Annotated in this window: 12 protein-coding genes; 4 read left to right on the top strand and 8 right to left on the bottom strand. The window is 40.3% G+C overall.

Annotation, left to right across the window (positions count from 1 at the left end; genetic code table 11):
* Positions 1 to 44 precede the first annotated feature (44 nt).
* Complete coding sequence (locus tag J8L86_RS03840; protein ID WP_211028798.1) at positions 45 to 980, top strand: DUF808 domain-containing protein; 936 nt, start codon at positions 45 to 47, stop codon at positions 978 to 980.
* Between the two features lie 196 nt (positions 981 to 1,176).
* On the opposite strand, the gene J8L86_RS03835 is transcribed toward J8L86_RS03840, so the two are convergent.
* The 3 genes from J8L86_RS03835 to J8L86_RS03825 form a co-directional block, all read right to left on the bottom strand.
* Entirely contained in the window at positions 1,177 to 3,669 is a 2,493-nt protein-coding gene (locus tag J8L86_RS03835) for a glycoside hydrolase family 15 protein (RefSeq protein WP_211028797.1), read from the bottom strand.
* Between the two features lie 81 nt (positions 3,670 to 3,750).
* Positions 3,751 to 5,328: an MFS transporter gene (locus J8L86_RS03830; RefSeq protein ID WP_247663185.1), complete on the bottom strand. Its 1,578-nt coding sequence runs from the start codon at positions 5,326 to 5,328 to the stop codon at positions 3,751 to 3,753.
* A 523-nt stretch (positions 5,329 to 5,851) separates the two neighbouring features.
* A complete protein-coding gene (locus J8L86_RS03825; protein ID WP_247663184.1) occupies positions 5,852 to 7,948 on the bottom strand; it encodes a glycoside hydrolase family 97 protein in 2,097 nt (698 codons plus the stop codon).
* A 468-nt stretch (positions 7,949 to 8,416) separates the two neighbouring features.
* Here J8L86_RS03825 and J8L86_RS03820 point away from each other — a divergent pair, with 468 nt between their 5' ends.
* The gene (locus J8L86_RS03820; RefSeq protein WP_211028794.1) at positions 8,417 to 10,675 is read left to right on the top strand and encodes a molybdopterin-dependent oxidoreductase; all 2,259 of its coding nucleotides are present in this window, start codon (positions 8,417 to 8,419) and stop codon (positions 10,673 to 10,675) included.
* 24 nt (positions 10,676 to 10,699) lie between these two features.
* On the top strand, positions 10,700 to 11,242 hold the full coding sequence (locus J8L86_RS03815) for a 4Fe-4S dicluster domain-containing protein (protein ID WP_065107987.1): 543 nt from the start codon (positions 10,700 to 10,702) through the stop codon (positions 11,240 to 11,242).
* 212 nt (positions 11,243 to 11,454) lie between these two features.
* On the opposite strand, the gene J8L86_RS03810 is transcribed toward J8L86_RS03815, so the two are convergent.
* Positions 11,455 to 11,898, bottom strand: coding sequence for a hypothetical protein (locus tag J8L86_RS03810; protein ID WP_065107988.1), 444 nt, complete (start codon positions 11,896 to 11,898; stop codon positions 11,455 to 11,457).
* A 180-nt stretch (positions 11,899 to 12,078) separates the two neighbouring features.
* Between J8L86_RS03810 and J8L86_RS03805 the strand changes: the two genes are divergently transcribed.
* Positions 12,079 to 12,738: a molecular chaperone TorD family protein gene (locus J8L86_RS03805; RefSeq protein ID WP_065107989.1), complete on the top strand. Its 660-nt coding sequence runs from the start codon at positions 12,079 to 12,081 to the stop codon at positions 12,736 to 12,738.
* 73 nt (positions 12,739 to 12,811) lie between these two features.
* Here J8L86_RS03805 and J8L86_RS03800 read toward each other — a convergent pair whose 3' ends face one another.
* The 4 genes from J8L86_RS03800 to J8L86_RS03785 all read right to left on the bottom strand — a co-directional run bounded on the left by J8L86_RS03800 (position 12,812) and on the right by J8L86_RS03785 (position 21,135).
* A complete protein-coding gene (locus J8L86_RS03800) occupies positions 12,812 to 14,788 on the bottom strand; it encodes an alpha-amylase family glycosyl hydrolase (RefSeq protein ID WP_211028792.1) in 1,977 nt (658 codons plus the stop codon).
* Between the two features lie 63 nt (positions 14,789 to 14,851).
* Positions 14,852 to 16,747, bottom strand: coding sequence for a glycoside hydrolase family 13 protein (locus tag J8L86_RS03795; protein ID WP_211028790.1), 1,896 nt, complete (start codon positions 16,745 to 16,747; stop codon positions 14,852 to 14,854).
* Positions 16,748 to 16,803: 56 nt separating this feature from the next.
* A complete protein-coding gene (locus tag J8L86_RS03790; RefSeq protein WP_211028788.1) occupies positions 16,804 to 18,300 on the bottom strand; it encodes a tryptophan halogenase family protein in 1,497 nt (498 codons plus the stop codon).
* A 114-nt stretch (positions 18,301 to 18,414) separates the two neighbouring features.
* Positions 18,415 to 21,135: a TonB-dependent receptor gene (locus tag J8L86_RS03785; protein WP_211028786.1), complete on the bottom strand. Its 2,721-nt coding sequence runs from the start codon at positions 21,133 to 21,135 to the stop codon at positions 18,415 to 18,417.
* Positions 21,136 to 21,349 lie beyond the last annotated feature (214 nt).

Raw genomic sequence — 21,349 nt, 5'->3', positions numbered from 1 at the left:
CGATTAGTCAAAACAAGAACATTGACGACAAACAAGGACGAGATATGGCTGGCGCAAGTTTATTAATGTTATTGGATGACATTGCTGCAATTTTGGATGATGTTGCTGCTATGAGTAAAGTTGCTGCCAGAAAAACAGCAGGTGTGTTGGGAGATGATTTAGCGCTAAATGCTCAACAAGTATCAGGTGTTGCCTCTGAACGTGAATTACCTGTTGTTTGGGCCGTTGCTAAGGGCTCTTTTCTCAATAAATTAATTCTTGTTCCAGCTGCTTTATTAATCAGTGCTTTTATTCCTTGGGCAATAACACCGCTGCTCATGTTTGGTGGGTTATTTTTATGCTTTGAAGGATTTGAAAAAGTTCATCACTGGTATGTTCATCGTAAAGATCGGCAAACTGACTTGTCAGAGCAGGCTGTTGTTGAAAAATCAGTAGAAGATATTGCGGCTTTTGAAAAGACAAAAGTGAAGGGGGCAATTAGAACTGATTTTGTATTATCAGCAGAGATCATTGCGATTAGCTTGGGTGTTGTGGCTCAAAGCAGTTTGTTAAGTCAGTTTTTAACCTTAAGTGTCATTGCGATTATTATGACTGTTGGCGTTTATGGATTGGTAGCAGGCATTGTTAAGATTGATGATTTAGGGTTGTACTTAACAAAACGACAAGGCAAAGGGGCCTTAGTTGCTTTTTGGCATAAGCTTGGTTTTGGTTTATTAACCTCTGCACCGTACTTAATGAAAGGACTCACAATTGTCGGCACGATAGCAATGTTCATGGTAGGTGGAGGTATTCTGACACATGGTATTCATCAAGTTAGCGGTTTAATTACACAAACAGCGCTATGGATTGCTGAAGTCGAATATGTGGGCTATATACTGGCATTTATAACTCCAAGCATACTCAATGCGATTTTTGGTTTGATTGCCGGTGCCATTGCCGTATCGATATTTTCGTTATTTGCTAAACTAAAGCAAGGATAATAAACGACAAAACGCTTAGGCATTCGCTAGATTTGTTTTAGCAAACTCCAAAATAAAAATGCCACTCATTGAGTGGCATTTTTCGATTTGTAGGTGTTGAACAGAAGATTGTTAATTTTCTGAATTCAATAACTCACTCTTTTAGCGATAGTTAATAATATGCTTTAAAAGCAAGCCAACTATCTAAATCTACAAGTTATTCAGCCAGTTTATCCGCAACAACAGGATAGAAATCCCATACTGCCTTATCAGTCATCGAGCGTACTAACTTAACGTATTCAGCATGTGTCCACGCAAGTGGTGTTGCTGAGTTAGTGCCTTGACCCATCGCGTAGTTATAACGAGTTGGATTACCAACACCATCCCAAGCTTGTTCTGGCAACATTAAGCCTTCATTAGCAAATGTTTCCATACCTTGAACGTAGGTATTAATTAATTGCTGGTGGACTTCTGGCGTTAAACTATCGGTCGATTTGGCAAGTGCCAACTCATAATGACCACGTTCACCGGTAAAGAATGGCCATACTCTGCCTCGTTGATCGGCGGTATTACCTTGCTCAGCATAGCTGAAACCAGTTGTGATATCTTCGCCATAACCATCATTACCATATCGACGGTAACCTGGAATTTTGCTGCCATCTTTGGCAGTAAATTCATATTTAACACGTAGATTATGCTCAAGAGTTGTATCGTCAATCAGCATGACGCTGTTCTGAATGATACCATCTGTAGCATCCTTAACACCGTAACGAACTAATTCAAGAAAACCGCCGTCTAGAATCTGGCGCTGATCTAACCCTGGCTTACCATTATTATCCAGTAATTTATCAGCATTATTTGGGTTTCCGTTTGGACTGATACGCACATAGTAAGGTTTACCTTCTTTGGCAAGTTCGCCATTGTTAGTCACCATAGTGGTTTCAAGGCTTGCTTCTAGTTCTTTGGCTAACGTTAGATATTCGCCTGCTTTTTTATCGTTAACTAGTTGGGCAATATCACTGGCTGCCACTAATCCTGCAATGACTGCTGCAGTTGTCGAAGGTGAGAATCCCGCTTGTTCTTCCCAGCGCTCTTGTTGGGTACTTGGCGGGGTTATTTCAGTATCGTTCCAGTCTAATTTAACTTTACCGCCAGTGACTAAAAAGTCTGCAGCGGGTTTTAACATGTCTTGGTACCACTGAGTGATTTCAGCATCAGTTAATACGCCAGCTTGCCATAACTTCCACCCCAACATAATTGGCATAGCTGTTTGGTCTAACTGCACGCCCACCCATTCAATTTGACCGTCAACATGCGTTTTTTGTAAGAACCAACCAGGCGTGCCAACATATTCAGGCGTTTGCTGACTAACTTGCACTTTTTTCAAGTATTCAAAAGCCACTTTTGGCGTTTCAAGATCGCCCATAGCAAGAAAGGCCATTGCACATTGATAAAAGTCACGTGGCCAAACTGCTTTATAGCCTGTACTACCGAATTTAGCTGAGACTGAGTCACCCCATGGGTTTGATAGCGAAGCAATTAATGCTCCGGCATGGGTTTTATCTTCTTGCGCTTTTAGCACTAACGCACTGGTATAAAGTAATTTGCCATCATCAGTAGTATTGCTGCTCATGGCATTAAGTGCGGGTAAACCAGTTAAGTAGTCTTTCCAGCCAAGGTGTTTATCATCACCTAAATAAGCACTTAATACTTTGTCGTAACCTGCAGAAAGCGTGGCTTCAACATTAGCTAAGCTTTGGGCTTTGTCTGCACCAAAACCAATAGCCACATTCATTTCTAAGGTGTTTTCACCAGTGGCTTTGTTGAGCGTCTTGTACTGAGCAGTTAACGCAACGTTACCGACAGTTTCTGTTGCTTTACTGGTAGATTGATAGATGTTGTCCAGTACGCCATTATCTGCCAAATCCACTAAGCCGTCTGACTGACCAACAAATCCTGCTGAAGCTTTTGTAAAGGCTACATCGGATTTAATCGTCATCACAGATGAGTCTTTAGCATTGGTGTAAGCAACAAGTGCTTGCTCTTCAATACTCGCAATATCGTTAGCACCGCTATTATCCACATGCGGGTTAGCGTATAAATGAGGGGTTATTCCATCAGCAAAAGCAGTAAAAATAACCTTCATCATCATACTGTCACGGTTTGGATCAGTGAAAAAATGTTTTTCTATCTGATATTGACCGTTTTTAGCTTTATTAATGACTTTGTATGCCAATGAAAGTGGGCGACCTTGTTCATCCTGATGTAGGTATTCGATGGTGCTGATCGTGTCATCTTTTTCTGTATCGACAAACCCTTCACCAGTGATGATAAATTGCATTTCTTTTAGTTGTGCATTGTGGATCATGCCATACATGGTTTCGGTTAAGATCCCTTGTGCGAGTGAAAACCACACTTTACTGACAGGGTTCTCAGCTGTTCCTTGGTACTGACCGTCAATGTAAGGCTCATAAGATGTACCGATACCTGTCTTACCAGAAAAAGCCCATGTAGGCGCAGCACCTGGCGCGCCCGGTGCTATTTGCACTTGAGTCACTACTGAACTGGTGTCTGTTGATGCTGGAACATCTTTATTGGCTGTTGTTTCTGAACAAGCCGATAAAGCGAAAATAGAGGCACCAATCATTGCAATATTGATCGCACTTGCCAGTGTAGTTTTTTTATAACTGTTAATGCTTTTACCCATCATGTGTAACTTTCCCCAATCAAGATCCGCGTATAGTCACGAAACGTTTTATAATTTGAATAATCAGAAATATGACTCAATAAGTTATTGTTTTGGTTGGTCAACAAACAACACTGCGATACCCGCAATAATCATAAACACACCGCCAGTCATTAATGCAAAGATTGGCTCTCCATCAAATAATGTATTAAGAATTACGCCTAAAACACTGGCCGCAAGCAATTGAGGGATAACAATGAAAAAGTTAAATATTCCCATAAACACCCCCATTTTCTTAGGTGGTAAGATCCCAGATAGCATTGCGTACGGTACTGATAAGATTGACGCCCACGCGATGCCGACTCCAATCATAGGTATCCAAAGTAGGGCAGGATTGCTAATGAAATAAAAGCTGATAAGCCCAATACCACCCAATGTTAAATTGATGGTATGTGTGAATCTTATTCCGACTGCTTTTGCTAGAAACGGTATTGCAATCGCAGCAACAGCAGCAAAACCATTATATGAAGCGAATAGCATACCGACCCAATCTGCGCCATCATTGTAGGCTTTGGTCAGTACATCACTGGTACCATAATGGTAAGAGGTGACTGCTGAAGTGGTATAAATCCACATCGCGAATAAGGCAAACCATGAAAAGAATTGTACGATGGCCAGTTGGTGCATGGCTTTTGGCATATGGAATAAATTATCAACTACGTTAAATACCATGCCTAGACTTTCGCGCTCAGCTATGTCATTTGGATTAACTTTTGCGAGGGCTTTGGCGCAGTAAAATTGCAAAGGGCCAAATACAAAAATACCGATGGTTAATATATAAAGCTGCTTATCTAACGAAAGGCCAAAAACTAAACCTGTTAAACCACCACCAATCGCCATCCAAAGCATAGAAGCAAATTGATATTGCTTAGCTGTTCTAGAGCGGCTATCACTATTGTTTTCAGCTATTAATTCTTCATCATTTTCTTGATGAAAAGAGGCCAGTTCTTCAGGTGAATATTCTTTAGAGGTTACGATGGTCCATCCAACCGCGAGGAACAAAACGGCGCCACCAAAATAAAATGCGTAACGAACCGAGTCGGCAATTTCGCCTTCAGGAGCAGTATTCGCCACATCAAAATAGTTGGTTAATAAATACGGCAAGGCTGACGCTACAACGGCGCCGATTCCAATAAAGAAGCTTTGCATCGCATAGCCTTGAGTACGCTGAGACTTCGGTAGGTTATCTCCAACAAATGCACGAAATGGCTCCATGGCAATGTTAATTGAGGCATCCATGATCCAAAGCATGCCCGCTGCTACCCATAAAACTGGAGAATGCGGCATGATAAATAATGCGAGTGTGGTACAAACTGCGCCAATTAAAAAATAAGGGCGACGGCGACCCAGTCCATTCCATGTATTATCACTTAAGTAGCCAATAATTGGCTGAACGATAAGTCCTGTTAACGGAGCAGCAATCCATAAGATTGGAATTTCATCAATCTCAGCGCCTAGCGTTTGAAATATACGGCTGACATTGGCGTTTTGAAGTGCAAAGCCAAATTGGATCCCCAAAAATCCAAAACACATATTGAAAATTTGCCAGAAGTTTAATTCTGGTTGCTGACGTAGCGGTTGTTTATTCGGTGTACCCTGATGCGATGTATTATCGGCAGACATGTATCTTCCTTTATCTTCCATTATAAATGGGCTGTTCAGCATCATGGCTGAATTCTTATTGTTACTTGTTATTTTGCTAGGTATTCATTTCGGCTTGAATAGACGATAGTTAAAAAAATGGCGAATACACATCTCCCTAAGACGGGTATTCGCCAAAGACCTCGTATTCTGACTTCGATTGATAAAGAAGTTAGAAAGGTTCTTAAACCTGACACAATCCGATGAAGGTGATGCGCCAGTAACGACCTAGCCCATTTCATCCCCACAAGCAGAGGAAGAAATTTAGCAGGTTTTATATTAGCCTTGTGGTGGATTTTGGCACAACTAATTACATACGTATTCATCATTTATGCACAACGAAAACTGATCATATTTGTAACAAGATTGTGGGGTGTATTCTTAAATATCATGGCGTCTTTGGTGTTGTTTTTATTGTGAGCTAAGGCAATGTAAATGAAGAAAAACCTGATGGCAACAATCACTTTGCGCATCAGGTTTTTGGGGGGAGACTTAAAGTTGAGTGTTAATCGACTGGGATAAAACGAATCGCTACACCGCCGCTGGTGGCAAGGGCTAATGTTAAGGTATCTTTCGCTGTCACTTGCTTGTTTTCAATAACATAGTCGTATGGATTGGTCTTCCAATCAGCTTCGGCTCCATCACGATATATTTGTGCTTGATAGGATTTATCAGCTGATAAAAAGTCTAACTTGATTGTTAACTCCCGCTCAGATTCGTCGGTTAGCGCGCCTAAATACCAATCCTCTGAAGCGCGGTCTTTTCGTGCAAAGGCAACAAAATCGCCAATCTCGCCAGCGACCGCAATACTCTCGCTCCAATCCGTTGGTACATCTTGAATGAATTGAAATGCATCTAATCGTTCAACGTAATTTCTTGGTAAATCAGCTGCCATTTGAATTGGACTGTACAGTACAACATACAAAGCCAGTTGCTTTGCGAGGGTTGTTTGGACGCGGTTAACGGCATCAAGTCCCTCAGGGGCAAGATTAAAAATACCCGGAGTGAAGTCCATCGGTCCTGATAGCATGCGTGTATATGGCAATATTGCGGTATGCTCTGGACTGTTAGGAGGCGTTCCCCATGCATTAAATTCTTGACCGCGAGCGCCTTCACGAGAAATCCAGTTAGGGTAGGTTCGTCTTAAACCAGTGTCTTTTATTGGCTCGTGAGTATTAATGCTAATTTGACGTTTAGCAGCTTCTGTAATGCTATGAAGATACTCATTAACCATAAATTGACCATCATGCCATTCATGGCGAACAATACCTTGCGAGTCGACTCGCTTAATGTCGCCACCATCAGCAACATAACCTGTTTTGATTTGTGTTACGCCGTGTTGCTTATATAAATCATAAGCGTCACTCATTTGATTGCGGTAGTTGGTCACAGAACCTGAAGTTTCATGATGGCCAATTAAACGCACATTGTTGTTTGCTCCATGTGCACTGACAGCATCAATATCAAAATCATCATAAGACTGAGTAAAACTGAATACATCACCGTTATGGAACCAGCTTCCATCCCAACCAAGATTCCAGCCTTCAACGAGAACACCATCAAAACCGTACTTAGCTGCAAAATCCATATAACGTTTCGTTTCTGAGGTGGTTGCACCGTGTTTTTCGCCAGAACCCCATGTGTTTTCATTAATGTGCATCCCCCACCAAATACCGACGTATTTACCAGGTTCAACCCATGAAACATCACCGAGTTTGTTCGGTTCATTCAGGTTAAGGATTAAATCTGAATTGAGAAGTCCAGTTGCTGCATCAGCAATTTGAATAGTGCGCCAAGGGGTAGTGAAACCAGGTTGAGTTTTGACTAAGGTGCCATCGGACCAAGGGGTGAGATCTGCTTTAAGCGTGCCATCTCGGCGCTGATCTAACACCATCGCTGCGTAATCTGTTAGAGCCGCTTCATGAATACTTAAGTGAAGCCCTGAAGTTAATTTGTAAGTGAAAGGTGTGTGGGCACGGTCGACTTTGTTAACCGATGTTGTTTGATATAAATACTCATAACGGTTCCAGCCTCGGCCAGGGATCCACCACGCTGTTGCTTGATGCGCATCAGGAACGGAAAATTCTGTCAGCTCATTGGTGATATTAAGGTGAGTCACTTTATTAAATGACGCTTGCTTCGGGACGAGATATCTAAATCCGATACCGTCATCGAATACTTTGAACTCCAGTGCAAATTGATGCCGACCATTAGAAAAAGTCGCTGTCAGCTTACTATGGTTGTCGTCTATCCATTCACGCTCGCCCCAAGGTTGTTGCCATCGAGAAGAGTGCGTTGACTTACTGTACTCTGTAATATCAAAACCGCTACCAAATTCACCAAATGTTTCAAAAACTAATCCAAGTCTTGAATTAAGTACGGCATCTTTACCGTTAAAAGTTACTTTATATTCCGGTCTGTCACCGTCATCGGTCAAGCTAACTGAAATACGCTTATCAGGAGAATTTACGGTTACTGTTTTTGCAAGGGTCGGTTGGTGGGTGCCAAGCAAAACAAGACTAATTAATAGCGGTAGACGAGCTAAATTTCTTTTGGGTAACAGCGAGACATTAGGTTGAGACTTCCTTGAAACCGGCGACATTAACAACTCCATTATAGATTTAATTATTTTTGTTACTTCATACTAGAGCTGTTCATATTTTTGCCGCAATTGACTGCATACGTATTCAAACCAAAAATTCTCAATGCTGCTTTCAAAAATTAGAATTTGTTGTTTTTAAGTACACTTTGCTGAGTGATAAATTTTGGTAAGTCATAGTTAGCACTTTTTAGGAAAATAACTGGATGTAACAGTGAATGTTTGATAGTGACAATGTAAATATTGATCGCGCTGATACATTTGTTTTTATTTTTACAGCTTTAAATTTTTAATGAGATGTTTACTAACAATCACTTTTGATATGTGAAAACTTGATATCCAAAAGATGAAACTGTGATAGCGTTAAATGATTTTCTAAATGTTTGAACAGATTATATTTTTTAATCTTTTTTTGTTAACAAAACACGGTTATTTGCTATGGTTTTTTTGAATAACAATAAGGATTAAATGATGGCAATGAATAGACGTAGTTTTTTAAAAGGCAGTAGTGCTTTTGCATTTTCTGCGAGTATCATGGGGTGTTCTAGTAGCGATGATGACAATACAACAGAACCACCTGTAACAGAGCCGCCAACACCTGAACCCGACGGTGTTTTTCATACAACATGTCCAAGAAACTGTGGTGATAGATGTAGCCTGCTAGTTTCAACTAAAGATGGGGTTGCCGTTTCTGTTAGTGGCGATCCGTCGCATCCTGTGACTGCAGGTACGCCATGTGTAAAAGGCCATGCGTATCTCGAATCTATATACAGTCCTGACCGCATACAGCAACCAATGAAACGCGTAGGTCCACGTGGTCCTGGCGCAACCTTCGAGCCAATTAGTTGGGAACAAGCTAATAGCGAAATTGCTGCAAAATTAAATGAAGTTATTGATACCTATTCTGGTAATGCCATTGTGCCTTATTTCTATTCAGGCTACAGCGGCATTGGTGCTAGTTCTGGTGCTAACCGTTTCTTTAACCGAATTGCGAGTCGTAATTTACAACGAAACATCTGTGCTAGTGCGGGTTATTCTGGCATGAGCTCAATTTTAGGCGAGTTCTCCGGTCCGAGCCCAGAAGATTACGTCAATACCAAGTGTTTTGTGTCGTGGGGAACAAACGAACAAGCGACCAATATTCATCACTTAAAATTTATCAATGAAGCGCGTGATAAAGGGGCAAAAGTACTGGTAGTTAACCCAGCAAGAACGCCGCTAGCATCACAGGCCGATATCTGGTTACAACCGACACCTGGGACAGATGCAACCTTGGTTATTGGTATTGCTAAGATATTGATTGAAGAAAGCTTGCATGATACTGGGTTTATTGAATCGTATACCCAAGACTATGATGCGTTATTGGCAAGATTAGAAGAATTTACCCATGAGCAAATTGAAGCTGAAACAGGGGTGAGCAAGTCACAGTATCAGTCTTTTGCAAGAGCTTATGCTGGCGCTGAATGTGCAATGATCCGTATTGGTTATGGCTTACAACGTACACTAAATGGTGGACGTATGGTAAAAGCTATTCCAACATTAGCCGCTTTAACAGGTAATATTGGTAAAGTCGGTGCAGGCGTTGTGTATCTGAACACTCAAGCAGGTGGAATGTTTGACTGGGCATATTGTGGCGGTAATCATTTAACACCAGAAGATGCAGTAAGAGATACTGTCAATATTAGTGAAATTGGTAAATCACTTCTGCCAGAAGATTATCAGCATGAAGATGGTCAAGTCGGCCCATTAGCGTTTGATGAACCATGCGATCCGATTAAAGCGATGATTGTATATTCAAGTAACCCGATGGCTATTGCTCCTGATGCTGATTTAATTGAAATTGGGTTAATGCGGGATGACTTATTTTTAGTCGGGATTGATCTATTCCAAACCGATACCATGGACTACGTTGATTATTTACTGCCAACCTCAAGTTACATTGAGCAAGCTAATATGATTGATAGTTACCACTGTTATTATGCTAAACACAGCACCCAAGCGATTAGCCCGTTATATCAATCAAAACCAGATACCATTATTTTCCAAGATTTAGCAAAAGCCATGGGTTACAGCGACCCTGAGTTTAGTGAAAGTATTGAGGATATTTTACGTGGTACGTGGAAGGGCAACATTAGCTACGATGAACTCTGTGTTCAAAATTGGGATAGCCCAGTGGTTGATTACCCATTCCGTAAAAATTATGACTTCCCAACGCCTAGCGGAAAAATTGAATTTAAAGACACCAGTGGTACTTATTTCGATCCTGAAAAATTCAATCCTGTTATCGATACTGGTACGCCAGAGTCAGATGACTTTGCCACCAAAGGCATGACAGATGATGAAAAATCACGTGAATTCCGTTTACTTTCTCCAGCGCATCCCAAGCTGAGTAATTCGCAATGGGCAAACGTTAAATATATTGAAGGCACTTTCCCGCAGCATAGGGTTTATATTCACCCCGATGATGCTATGCGCAAAGGGATCAGTGATGGCGACCAAGTTAAGTTAACGGCGAGTCGTTATGGTCAGCGTGATGTGGTGATTCAATACACTGCAAGAGTTGAAGCTATGACACCAGTAGGAACAATTTTTGCTTGGAAAAATGCATGGAAAAAACTCAATGAAAACGGCAGTGGCACTGCTATTAATCAGCTTACCAATAGTGAATTAACCGATATGAACTTTGGTTCAACTTTCCACTCAACTCGTGTTGATATCGCTTTGGCGTAATCCATTACATTAAGGAATAAACAAATGTCTGAACAAAAATGTTTTGTATTTCGCCAAGAAAACTGTGTCGGCTGTGAAGCATGTACCGTCGCTTGCCAAGCAGGTAACGACGTCAATGAGTTCGTTACTTTGCGCGATATTAGCCAAGGCGAAAAAATAAATAGTGAAGGTAGAGAAGTCTCGGTATTTTTATCTCAGTCTTGTCACCATTGTGAGTCACCGGTTTGTGTCGAGAAATGTCCACAAGGTGCGATGATCCAACGAGATGATGGCATTGTATACATAGATGAATCTACTTGTATTGGTTGCGGTGTTTGCCATTATGCGTGTCCTTATGATGCGCCTAAGATCGACCCAAGTCGAGGTGTGCTAACCAAATGTGATATGTGCAAAGATAGGCTTGATGTCGGTGAAAAACCTTTCTGTGTAACGGGATGTCCTGTACAGGTTCTAGATGTGATGGATCTCAGTGAGGCGTTAGCGTTACCTGGTGCGAGTATGTCAGGTGATGGTCACCAAGATTTAGGTACGGCCCCAAGTACAGTCTTTATTAAATTAAGAGGTTAGTGACTGGCAAAGCGTTAATATTAAGAGCATTTAAAATATTAATGTCCTTTTTAAAGCTCAAAATGAAATGCTGTTATGTAAAAGCCTGTTAATTTAACAGGCTTTTTTAATACTAAACTATAGTTTTTTTAGACGTAAAAATAATAAATAAAGATTTGTTATCTAGGTAACAAAGTTTTTAATGTTTATTTATACACTAGCTTTAAAAATCATTACACAGTAAATCGAGTATTACGTCTTTGATTTAAATTTCTGATATGCTTATCCCAGTTATTTGCAACTTGAATAACTGAGCTTGCTTGATCTAATAATGCTTGTTCATGGGATAAATCAATATCCAATGCAAAACCTCTCGCTAAAGCAATGATAGAGTAGTCGGTTTTTGTAATGGTTTCTTGATTAATACTTTTATTAATTACTACGCTGAAGCCGTTAAAAAAAGCGCTTAATAATTCAGACTCCGTTAAGGTTTCAGGAAAGGTTTCCACACGTCTGAAGTCATTAATTACCATACTTGAAAGCTTTCTGCTGATAGCATCTATCGATTTTGCTGGGTTAGATGATGCTAACCACACAGCTTCATTCTTTAAGGTGTTTTCGATAGCACTGGCCAATTCGGCTGCTCGCCATCTTTCTTTAAAGCTCATGACTAACATAGTTTACCTATTATTAATAAACCGCATTGAAACATCATACGAATTTTTTAAGCATTGAATAATGATCTAAATCACTGTGCTTACAAATCATCGCTATTACTTTTTATAACTGGAAATGCATCACAGATATTAATAATAACCTGAAATAATATGGTGTAAATTAAATAATAAGGAATAAACATGAGTAATTCAGATAACGTTAAATCTATAGCGTTAATGTTTAATATTTTAGCTGAAATTTTTTATCGAAATCCTGATGAAGAATTTAAAAATACCTTATCTGAACTCGATACATCAATATTCATAACAAATAAAACGAATTTGCAAGATCTAGCTTTATTAAAAATAGATGAAATTAAACAGCTAGCATCACAACTGCCATTATTAGCGCTTAAACAAGATTTTAATGCCTTATTTGTGAGGCCGAAGGGCAAGTTAGCGTATCCTTGGGGGTCAGTCTATTTAAATAAACAAAATCGTTTATTTGACCATACAACGCTTGCCTTTATGGACTTTTGTAAGCTCCAAGATCTTAATTTTAATCTTGAACATAATGAACCGACAGATCACTTTAGCCTGATGTTAGTTGCTTTGGTGCATTGTTTAGAGCTTGATAGTGTCTCAGGCTCAGCATCTAGCCAAGGTGAAGAGGGGACAAGTCGAACAGAGGTGCTACTGAGCCAACATCTTTTACCTTGGAGTGAACGGTTTTTAACCTTGGTTATAGATAATGATAATAGTGGCTTATACAGTGCAGCAGCGCAGTTAAGCAAGCTATTGTTGACTGAGTTAACTGCCGAGCTGAGTATTACCGTTGTTGAAGTTGAGTTATATAAATAAGTCGTTGTAATAAATGTAAATAAAAAGCCAGATAACATGGCTATCTGGCTTATACGATTAATGACGAAAGACGTTATAGTTCAATCATTAACACACTAGATTGTAATGGTTTTAGCGTTATCGATATTGTGCCAATATCTTGATTAACCGTCATCTCAGTCTGTTCTTCAGTCGTTAGCAAATCTGTCATCTTATAAACACCATCAGTTAAGCTTACTGCTTTAAGCAAGGCTTTAGGTAAACTTAACGTTAAGTCAGTTGCTTCTTGTTGACTAAAATTGCTGATGACAACGATAAATTGGTTTTCATCATAACGGCTAAATGCAAACAGCTTGTCTGAGTAACCATTTTTTGTTGCTACAGATGCATCACGGTTATGTGTATCTAGTTCAAAATATTCGCCATTGAGTGCAGATGCAGTATGGCTTAAATTTAACAATGTCTGGTAGTAAGCACGAAGAGATTTCTCTGCTTCAGTTGATTGCCCGCCATCAAATTTACCATTGTTCATCCAGCGTTGATGCGCTGGTACGCCCACATAATCAAAGATACTAGTACGTGTGGCCTGACCGAAACCTGCGTTATCAGCACCTTTTTCACCGACATCTTGACCGAAATACAAAAGAGTAGGTGAACGGCTAATCGTGGTCGATACGACCATAGCTGGTAAGGCTGCTTCAGGACTACCAGCAAAATCATTGGTATTGATCCTTTGCTCGTCATGGTTCTCTAAAAAGTGCAGCATATGCTCTTCAATATCAGCGACTTTTGCCTGATCAACAGCTATTTGAGATGTAGCAGTTTTATCATGAATAATGTCTTTTAATGTGTCGTATAAATCGACCTTATCATAAAGGTAATCCATCTTTCCTAGGTGAATATAGTCACGATACAGACTCGGGTTATAGACTTCGGCTAATAAAAAAGCGTCTGGATTGATGTGTTTAATATTACTGTTCAAATAGCTCCAGAATTCTACAGGAACCATCTCTGCCATATCATAGCGAAAACCATCAACCCCTTTTGCTAACCAAAACTCGGTGATGTCTTTAAACTTAATCCATGAATCAGGTATGGCTGTTGGCAGTTGAGATTGCCAAAACAAATAATGCTCAGCAAGGGTCTTTTTATTGAACCCTTCAGGAAGTGTAGGGAAGTCATAGCTACCGTCAGGTTTGACACCATAGTTAACTTTTACAGTTTCATACCAATCATTCGCATCTGGCTTTGCTAATCGCGATCCATTCCCGGTCCATTTAGCAGGGCTCTCTTCAAATATTTTATCTGAAAGTGGATGTCGTTCGCCGCCTAAAGGCTGCTTTCCTTGATGACTGTCAGGCACTTGAAATGCTTGATCTACAATATAGTAAAAGTTGTTATTTTTAGCGTATTCAACATTAGTGTCATCGTTTTGGCCAAAATTACGATGACTAGGTAAGCTAGATGATTGATCAATCGACTCATAGCGTCTTGCAACGTGATTCGGCACGATATCGATAACCACTTTCATACCATTGTTGTGAGTGCGCAATATAAGTGATTCAAACTCATTTAAGCGATTAGCAGGATCATTAGCTAAATCAGGGTTAACGTTATAATAGTCTTTTACTGCATAGGGAGAACCTGCACGGCCTTTTACAACGTCAGGATCATCATTACTGATCCCATAATCAGTGTAGTCATTGATCAAAGCATGATGGGGCACACCTGTGTACCAAACGTGCGTGGTGCCAAGTGATTTTATGTCTTGTAAGGCAACATCAGTAAAATCACTAAACTTACCGACACCATTTTCATCTATGGTTCCCCAGGGTTTATTGGTTGTATTGGTATTACCATATAAACGCGTGAAGACTTGATATATGACTGGCTTTCCAGTCAAAGCACTTGTGTTGTGTAGTGCTGTATCGTGAAGCTTATCTTCTGATTCTGCAATGTGATTATCAATCGATGTGTTGGAGTGACTACACCCTGCAGCAAAAAATACGAGTGCGCTGGCGAGTACAGAAGTCCGCAGTTGTGGTTTATTAATACTTGATAGGGTATGCATAATTATCTCTTATTATTGCTGCGGTTAAGTTGAATAATTTAATCGCTGCAGTCATTTTTGTTTTTAGTTAGATAAGCTTAAGATAATGACACCTTTTTCTTGTAAAGTGAGCGGCTTATCTAATGAATACGAATGTTGACTGAACAGTTCAACACCTGAGGTATGCTGACTGAGCACTTCACTAAATCGATTTAAATCAAGCTCAACAGCGTTTTCATTCTTGTTGTATATGATCAGAATATCTTCATTTTTATCAGATTTTTGATAACGTCTTACTTGCACGTAAACACCGTCTTTAGGCACGTAATGAGACAGGGTACCTTGTTGGATAGCAAGTGAGTTTTTACGAAAGTTTAATAAGGTCTTATTAAACGTTAGCGCATCGAGTTGATCTGGCGTTAAGTTTGTTTGCTCAAATACATTGGCTTTATCCGTTGGCCAGCCGCCAGGGAAATCACTGCGCACTAACCCATCATTTCGGTCTTTGGTTGGGCTAGTCATTAACACTTCTGTTCCATAAAACATTTGTGGAATACGGTTACTTGTCATTACATAAGTCATCGCCATTTTATATGTCGCTAAATCTTCACCCATCAAACTGTATAAGCGGTTGGTATCATGGTTGCCCTCAAATAAGACTAAATCCGTCGGTTTGGCATAAATCACATCATTGGCAAGCATTTCATATAAAGTGATTAAGCCGCTTCCCCAGTCCTCTTTATCGGTAAAGCTTTTAATCATTTCTTCATATAGCGGAAAGTCCATCATGCTGGGGGTATGTGAGACATAACCATCTGCATTTTGTTTTCCCGCTTGCCAGTAACTGACTGTAATCGGGTTCGCAGTCCATTCTTCACCGACAATATTAAAGTTTGGATATTCATCCATAATTGCTTTTGACCAGCGAGTTAAAAATGTCTTGTCGGCATATGAATAGGTGTCTTCACGGATCCCACTTAAACCGGCATATTCCACCCACCAAATGCTATTTTGAATCAGGTAATTTGCCATAAACTGATCATGTTGATTCATGTCAGGCATAGTGTCAGTAAACCATCCGTTTTCGAACTCGGCTCTGTCACTTTTCAATGCGTAAGGGTCTTGTACTGTTGTTCTTCGATGGCTGGTATATAAGATATCAGATGGATTTTGTTGCCATTGTTGCTGGCCGTTTATCCAAGTTGAAGTTGGAAAACCTGCCATCCAGCGATGTCCTGAACCCATATGATTGACAATAACATCTTTAATAATTCCAATTCCGAACTGCTTCGCTTCTTCGACTAATGACTTGTATTCTTCGTTACTGCCAAAGCGGGGATCTATGTTGTAAAAGTCAGTGGTGGAATAACCATGATATGAATACTTTTGCTGATTATTTTCTAAAAGCGGGTTAATCCATAACTGGGTAACACCTAATTCGCTCAAGTAAGGAAGTGATTTACGGATCCCCATAATATCGCCGCCATGTCGACCATCTTTGTCTGCACGATTAACTTTTTCGAGCATATCTGGGTGGTTATCATTATCAGGGTTACCATTTACGAAACGATCGGGTGTTATCAGGTAAATGACATCTTTATTGCTAAATCCTTGTCTGTCACGTGATCCTGGCTCACGTGCAAGGATAGGGTAATCAAAATGCTGCACTAGTTTATCGTTATCATAAATGGCGAACGTTAACGTTTGTGGGTTGGCATTCGCTAGGTCAAGATCGACAAATAAGTGGTTATCGCTGCTAGATTGATGAACGTCAATTAATTTAACCCCATTAGCTTGGGCGAGTCTGATTTGTTTGTTGGCGATATTGTCACCATAAACCAGTAATTGGAGTTGGTTGTTATGCATGCCAGCCCACCATGACTCTGGCTCAACTGAAAATGATGATACTTCTGAAGCAACTGGCGCTGAAAACAGCAAACTTATTAGTAGTGGGTAAGCTAATTTAAACTGATCCGTCATATTATAAACCTTGCTTTATATATTTTATTTAGGGATGAGATTACTGGTGATAGCGTTTAAAGCCGCTGAATATAGTCATTATGTGTTGGCATATTAGTAACTGCACCAGAAATGATCTGTTTTACATTACTTAAAAACTCAGTGAGATCACTTTGGTTAATATTGTTAGCGAGTGGGTTATAATCTTTTGGTGTCACCCCTTGGCCAAGTAAGACCTGGATCCAAGCCGCTTCTGTAAACAGTTCATCTTGATATCGAGTGACTGTTCCCGTTGTTCTGAAACAGTCAATTTTTTGCTGTAATGATGCAGGTAATGGCATATCACGACATTGTTGCCATAAGTCAGTTTTATTGGATGAACTGCTTCGTTGATTCACGTGATAATGTAAAATGATAAAGTCACGAATCTGTTCAAACTCCAACTTTGATTGACGGTTATATTCGTCAACGCTGGATTGTTGAATACCTTGATGTGGAAAGAACTTTGTTAATCGAATTATTGCAGACTGAACTAAATGTAAACTGGTTGATTCAAGGGGCTCAAGGAACCCACTGGAAAGACCAATAGCAACACAGTTTTTATGCCACTGCTTTTCACGCCTTCCTGTTGTAAAGCTTATCTTTTTGGGCTCAGCAAGTGGTTTTCCATCTAAATTGTTGAGCAATAACGATTTAGCTTCATCATCTGTTATATGCTGACTGCTATAAACCAACCCATTTCCGGTTCGATGTTGTAATGGTATGCGCCATTGCCATCCTGCTTTATGAGCTATTGAGCGAGTGTAGGGGACTAATGGCTCACTGCGCTCACATGGCACTGCGTAAGCACTATCACACGGCAGCCAATGTTGCCAATTCTCGTAACCGACATTTAATTGCTGTGCTATCAATAGTGCTGCAAACCCGGAACAATCAATGAACAAATCGCCGTTAATGACCTGGTCATCTTCAAGAGTAACCGATTGAATGTCGCCTTCTTGCTTGAGCTGTACTGAGCTAATGAATCCTTCAAGACGTTTTACTGATAAGTTTTCACTATATTGCCTTAGCATTTGGGCATAAAGAGATGCATCAAAATGATACGCATGCGTTATTCCAGCAAGAGGAGAGCCCTTAATTGTGTCTATAGGAGCAAATTTATTCTCAGTAGCAGCTTGATAGTTGAGTGAGTAATCCCAAAATGAATGAGCATTTTGAGGCGAGGACTTTAACCAATAATGATGAAATTGAGTGTAGCCAATATCCTTGCCAATATTGCCAAAAGCATGCATGTAGCTGTCTTTATCCTTACTCCAATTCTCAAATTGGATTCCTAGTTTAAAACTCGCTTGGGTTTGCTTAATAAAGTCAGCCTCGTTGATTCCAAGGACGCTATTGAATATTTGAAGAGGAGGGATGGTCGCTTCACCGACACCAATGGTGCCAATGGACTCTGACTCAATCAATGTGATGTTAAGTTGAGCCTTAAATAGTTTGATTAACATGGCTGCGGTCATCCAACCAGAAGTACCGCCTCCAACAATTACAATGTCTTTTATTTTATTTTTATTCATAGTAATCGCCTTTTATTTGCCGGTTGTAATAAACAGATTATGGAATAATAAAGAGCCCCTGTAACAGGTTACAGGGGCTCTTTCAATGTTACTAACGAGACAAAAGCGTCTTAATTAGAACTTATAGTTAGCGCCTAGCATGTAGTTACGACCGTAATTTTGATAATCACGAACATGACGTGCATCTTCACCTGTATAAGATGTGAATGGCTCATTGGTTAAGTTATTCACTTGGAAAAGTACAGATAAACCATAAAGGGCATCAATACCGCTTTCAGAGAAGTCATAACCCACTTGAGCATCAACCACAGTTTCAGCTTTGATGTTCACGTTTTGACGCGTCAAACTAATTGCGGTGACTTCACCTAAGAAGTCACTACGGTAGCGAGAGCTAACACGTGCTTCAAATCCAGAGTTTTCGTAGTACACAGTCGCATTAAATGTTTTCTCAGAAAGACCTGGTAAAGTAGTAGGATCGCTGTCTGGTGTTTCTTTTACTTCACTGTCGTTATAAGAACCACTCATAACCGTACCAAAACCTGTTAATGCATCAGCAAAGAAGCCAAAATCTAGTGAGAAAGAAGCCTCGATACCTTGTACATAACCGCCGTCACCATTTTGTGGCTGAGTTACGATGCCAATAGGGTTATCGCCTGGGTTTTGCGGCAAGATAGTACTGAAATCAAATGCTGACTGTTGGTCATAGACATAGTTTTCTAAATCTTTATAGAATACTGCTATGGCAAAGTAACCTTGATCACTGAAGTAGTTTTCATAACTCAAGTCGTACTGACGAGCTAACCATGGACGAAGTTCAGGATTACCTGCACCACCAGACCAGTTTACTCCGTCATTAGGGTTTTCATTGTAGCTAAAGTTAACGTTTGCATTCATTTTGTCCATTCGTGCACGAGTTAATGTACGTGCAGCTGCAAAACGAAGCATTTGTCCTTCAGCAACTTCTAAACCTAAGTTGACGCTTGGTAACCATTCTAAATAATCGTCACCTGCCGTACGTGGAGTAACGACTACTTCACCGTTTTCAACTGTTGCAACAGTACCGTCTGAAGTTTGATCTGTATGTACCGCTTGAATACCAAAGTTACCTGTTAGTGGTAGGTCAAATAACTCGCTTTCAATATTAGCCATAATGTAAGCAGTAGAAATCTCTTCGTAAACGCCCCAAGAGTTAGTGGCACGAGATAAGTCAACATTTGCTACATCAGTTTCTGTGTAATTACCGTCGTTATAAAAAGCTAGAGAATCATAGCTTAATACGTCGCCCATACCGAAGAAATCAAGAGAAGTAGGGCTCAGTAAATACTGATCAGGTACTGTCATTACATAGTTTGGGTCTGTACCGTCATAACCTTTTAAGGTTAAGTAGTAACCTTTATCTAACTTGGTTTTATCACGATCTGTACGGTTTACACCAAATTCAATACTACGGAATGCACCATCATCAAATACATATTCAGCACTTAAACGGAACGACTTTAATTCATCTTCAATTTCAGGTTTGTTAATGAAGCCATCTTGAGTGTTGGCGCCTAACGGGCTACCCCAACCAAGTGGATCGCCTAACTTAATTACGTTTGGATCTGAGTAATCTAAATTGTGAGTGAAGTTATAACCACCACTGCCATTGTAGGCGAAGCCTAAATCATCAACGGCACCAACACCAGTACCACGACCTGTACCACTGTAGCTTTCCATACCGATATCAGTACGTTCTGCTTTTGACAAAGCAACATCAGCTTCAACAGACCAGTTATCATTTAGGAAAAATTTATTATTCCACCCTACAGATAAAGATTCAGCATCACGCTTATTGACGTCATTACGAACAACAACTTCAGCGCCACGAATGATGCCTTCAGTTACCAAACCATCTTCAGTATTAGTGGCTTCCACACCGCCATTAGCGCCCCATGCTGCTGGGATCTCAATACCACGTAATCGCTGATCATCAGTAAATTTTGAGTAATAAAGATCAACCGTTGTGTGGTAAAAATCATTTGGAGCATATTCGAATACCGCTAGAACACCATCACGCTCAAGCTCTGATGAACGAACAAATGGCTTAGCACCACCTAACACACTATCACCAGCATCATTTTCAGGGTAACCCCAAGCCTGCCAGCGTTCTTCTTGGTTAGGTGACACCATACGAGCGTAACCTAATGCAATACCGATAGTATCATCTGCAAATTGGTCAATGTATGAAATGCTGCCACGGTAACCAGTGTCATCTGAGCCGCTATTTAATGCGCCTAGATCGTTCATTTCGCCACGTAAACCAATTGCGAATGTTTGCTCGCCGTGTGCTAGCGGACTAATGGTTTGCATATCGACTGTACCACCGATAGCCTGAGCCATTACTGATGCATCTGGCGTTTTATAAACCACAACACGATTTAATAATTCAGAAGGGTATTGGTCGAATTCAACACCACGGTTGTCATTAACAGAAGCCTGTTCACGCCCATTTAATGTTGCAGTTGTGAAGTCAGGGCCCATACCACGAATAGAGATAACGTTAGCACGGCCATCAAGACGCTGTGCTGATACACCAGGCAGACGTGCAAGTGATTCTGCAATACTGACATCAGGTAATTTACCGATATCTTCAGCTGAAATCGCTTCAACAATTGATGAAGAAGACATTTTTAATGATTGAGATTCTTGTAAGCTTCGACGAATACCGGTGACTTTTAACACCTCAATTGATTCATCTGCAGTAGCGGCTTCTTCTGCTTCAGCTGCGTAACCGTACATACTTGTACTGGCAGCAACCATTGCTAACGTTAGTAAGCTTGGTTTAAATAGCGACATCCATCTTTCCCCTTCTGAATGGCCAGCAGCCCTTAATTAATGTGTAAGGTTGGGCTGCTAGATTTCTATTATTTATATTTACAGTCTTTATAGTATTTCCTTCAGCTTGCTTAAATGACTGCATAAGCGCTGAGGTATATGTCCGTTTTGTTGCGGAACAGTGAAGATACTACTCCTAGCATTCTTTCTTCGACAACGTTATGCATACGTATTC

Origin of the sequence: Shewanella sp. MMG014 (assembly GCF_018100775.1) — a bacterium.
In the GTDB taxonomy this organism is placed as follows: domain Bacteria; phylum Pseudomonadota; class Gammaproteobacteria; order Enterobacterales; family Shewanellaceae; genus Shewanella; species Shewanella japonica.
Note: the sequence above shows the minus strand (reverse complement) of the source record. Positions and strands in the feature narration are given on the sequence as shown.

Bases quoted from the DNA above. Each gene is read 5' to 3' on its own strand.
- J8L86_RS03830 (WP_247663185.1), bottom strand. From the start codon at position 5,328: ATGTCTGCCGATAATACATCGCATCAGGGTACACCGAATAAACAACCG.
- J8L86_RS03840 (WP_211028798.1), top strand. From the start codon at position 45: ATGGCTGGCGCAAGTTTATTAATGTTATTGGATGACATTGCTGCAATT.
- J8L86_RS03820 (WP_211028794.1), top strand. From the start codon at position 8,417: ATGGCAATGAATAGACGTAGTTTTTTAAAAGGCAGTAGTGCTTTTGCA.
- J8L86_RS03790 (WP_211028788.1), bottom strand. From the start codon at position 18,300: ATGAATAAAAATAAAATAAAAGACATTGTAATTGTTGGAGGCGGTACT.
- J8L86_RS03835 (WP_211028797.1), bottom strand. From the start codon at position 3,669: ATGATGGGTAAAAGCATTAACAGTTATAAAAAAACTACACTGGCAAGT.
- J8L86_RS03825 (WP_247663184.1), bottom strand. From the start codon at position 7,948: ATGTCGCCGGTTTCAAGGAAGTCTCAACCTAATGTCTCGCTGTTACCC.
- J8L86_RS03785 (WP_211028786.1), bottom strand. From the start codon at position 21,135: ATGTCGCTATTTAAACCAAGCTTACTAACGTTAGCAATGGTTGCTGCC.
- J8L86_RS03805 (WP_065107989.1), top strand. From the start codon at position 12,079: ATGAGTAATTCAGATAACGTTAAATCTATAGCGTTAATGTTTAATATT.
- J8L86_RS03815 (WP_065107987.1), top strand. From the start codon at position 10,700: ATGTCTGAACAAAAATGTTTTGTATTTCGCCAAGAAAACTGTGTCGGC.
- J8L86_RS03800 (WP_211028792.1), bottom strand. From the start codon at position 14,788: ATGCATACCCTATCAAGTATTAATAAACCACAACTGCGGACTTCTGTA.
- J8L86_RS03795 (WP_211028790.1), bottom strand. From the start codon at position 16,747: ATGACGGATCAGTTTAAATTAGCTTACCCACTACTAATAAGTTTGCTG.
- J8L86_RS03810 (WP_065107988.1), bottom strand. From the start codon at position 11,898: ATGTTAGTCATGAGCTTTAAAGAAAGATGGCGAGCAGCCGAATTGGCC.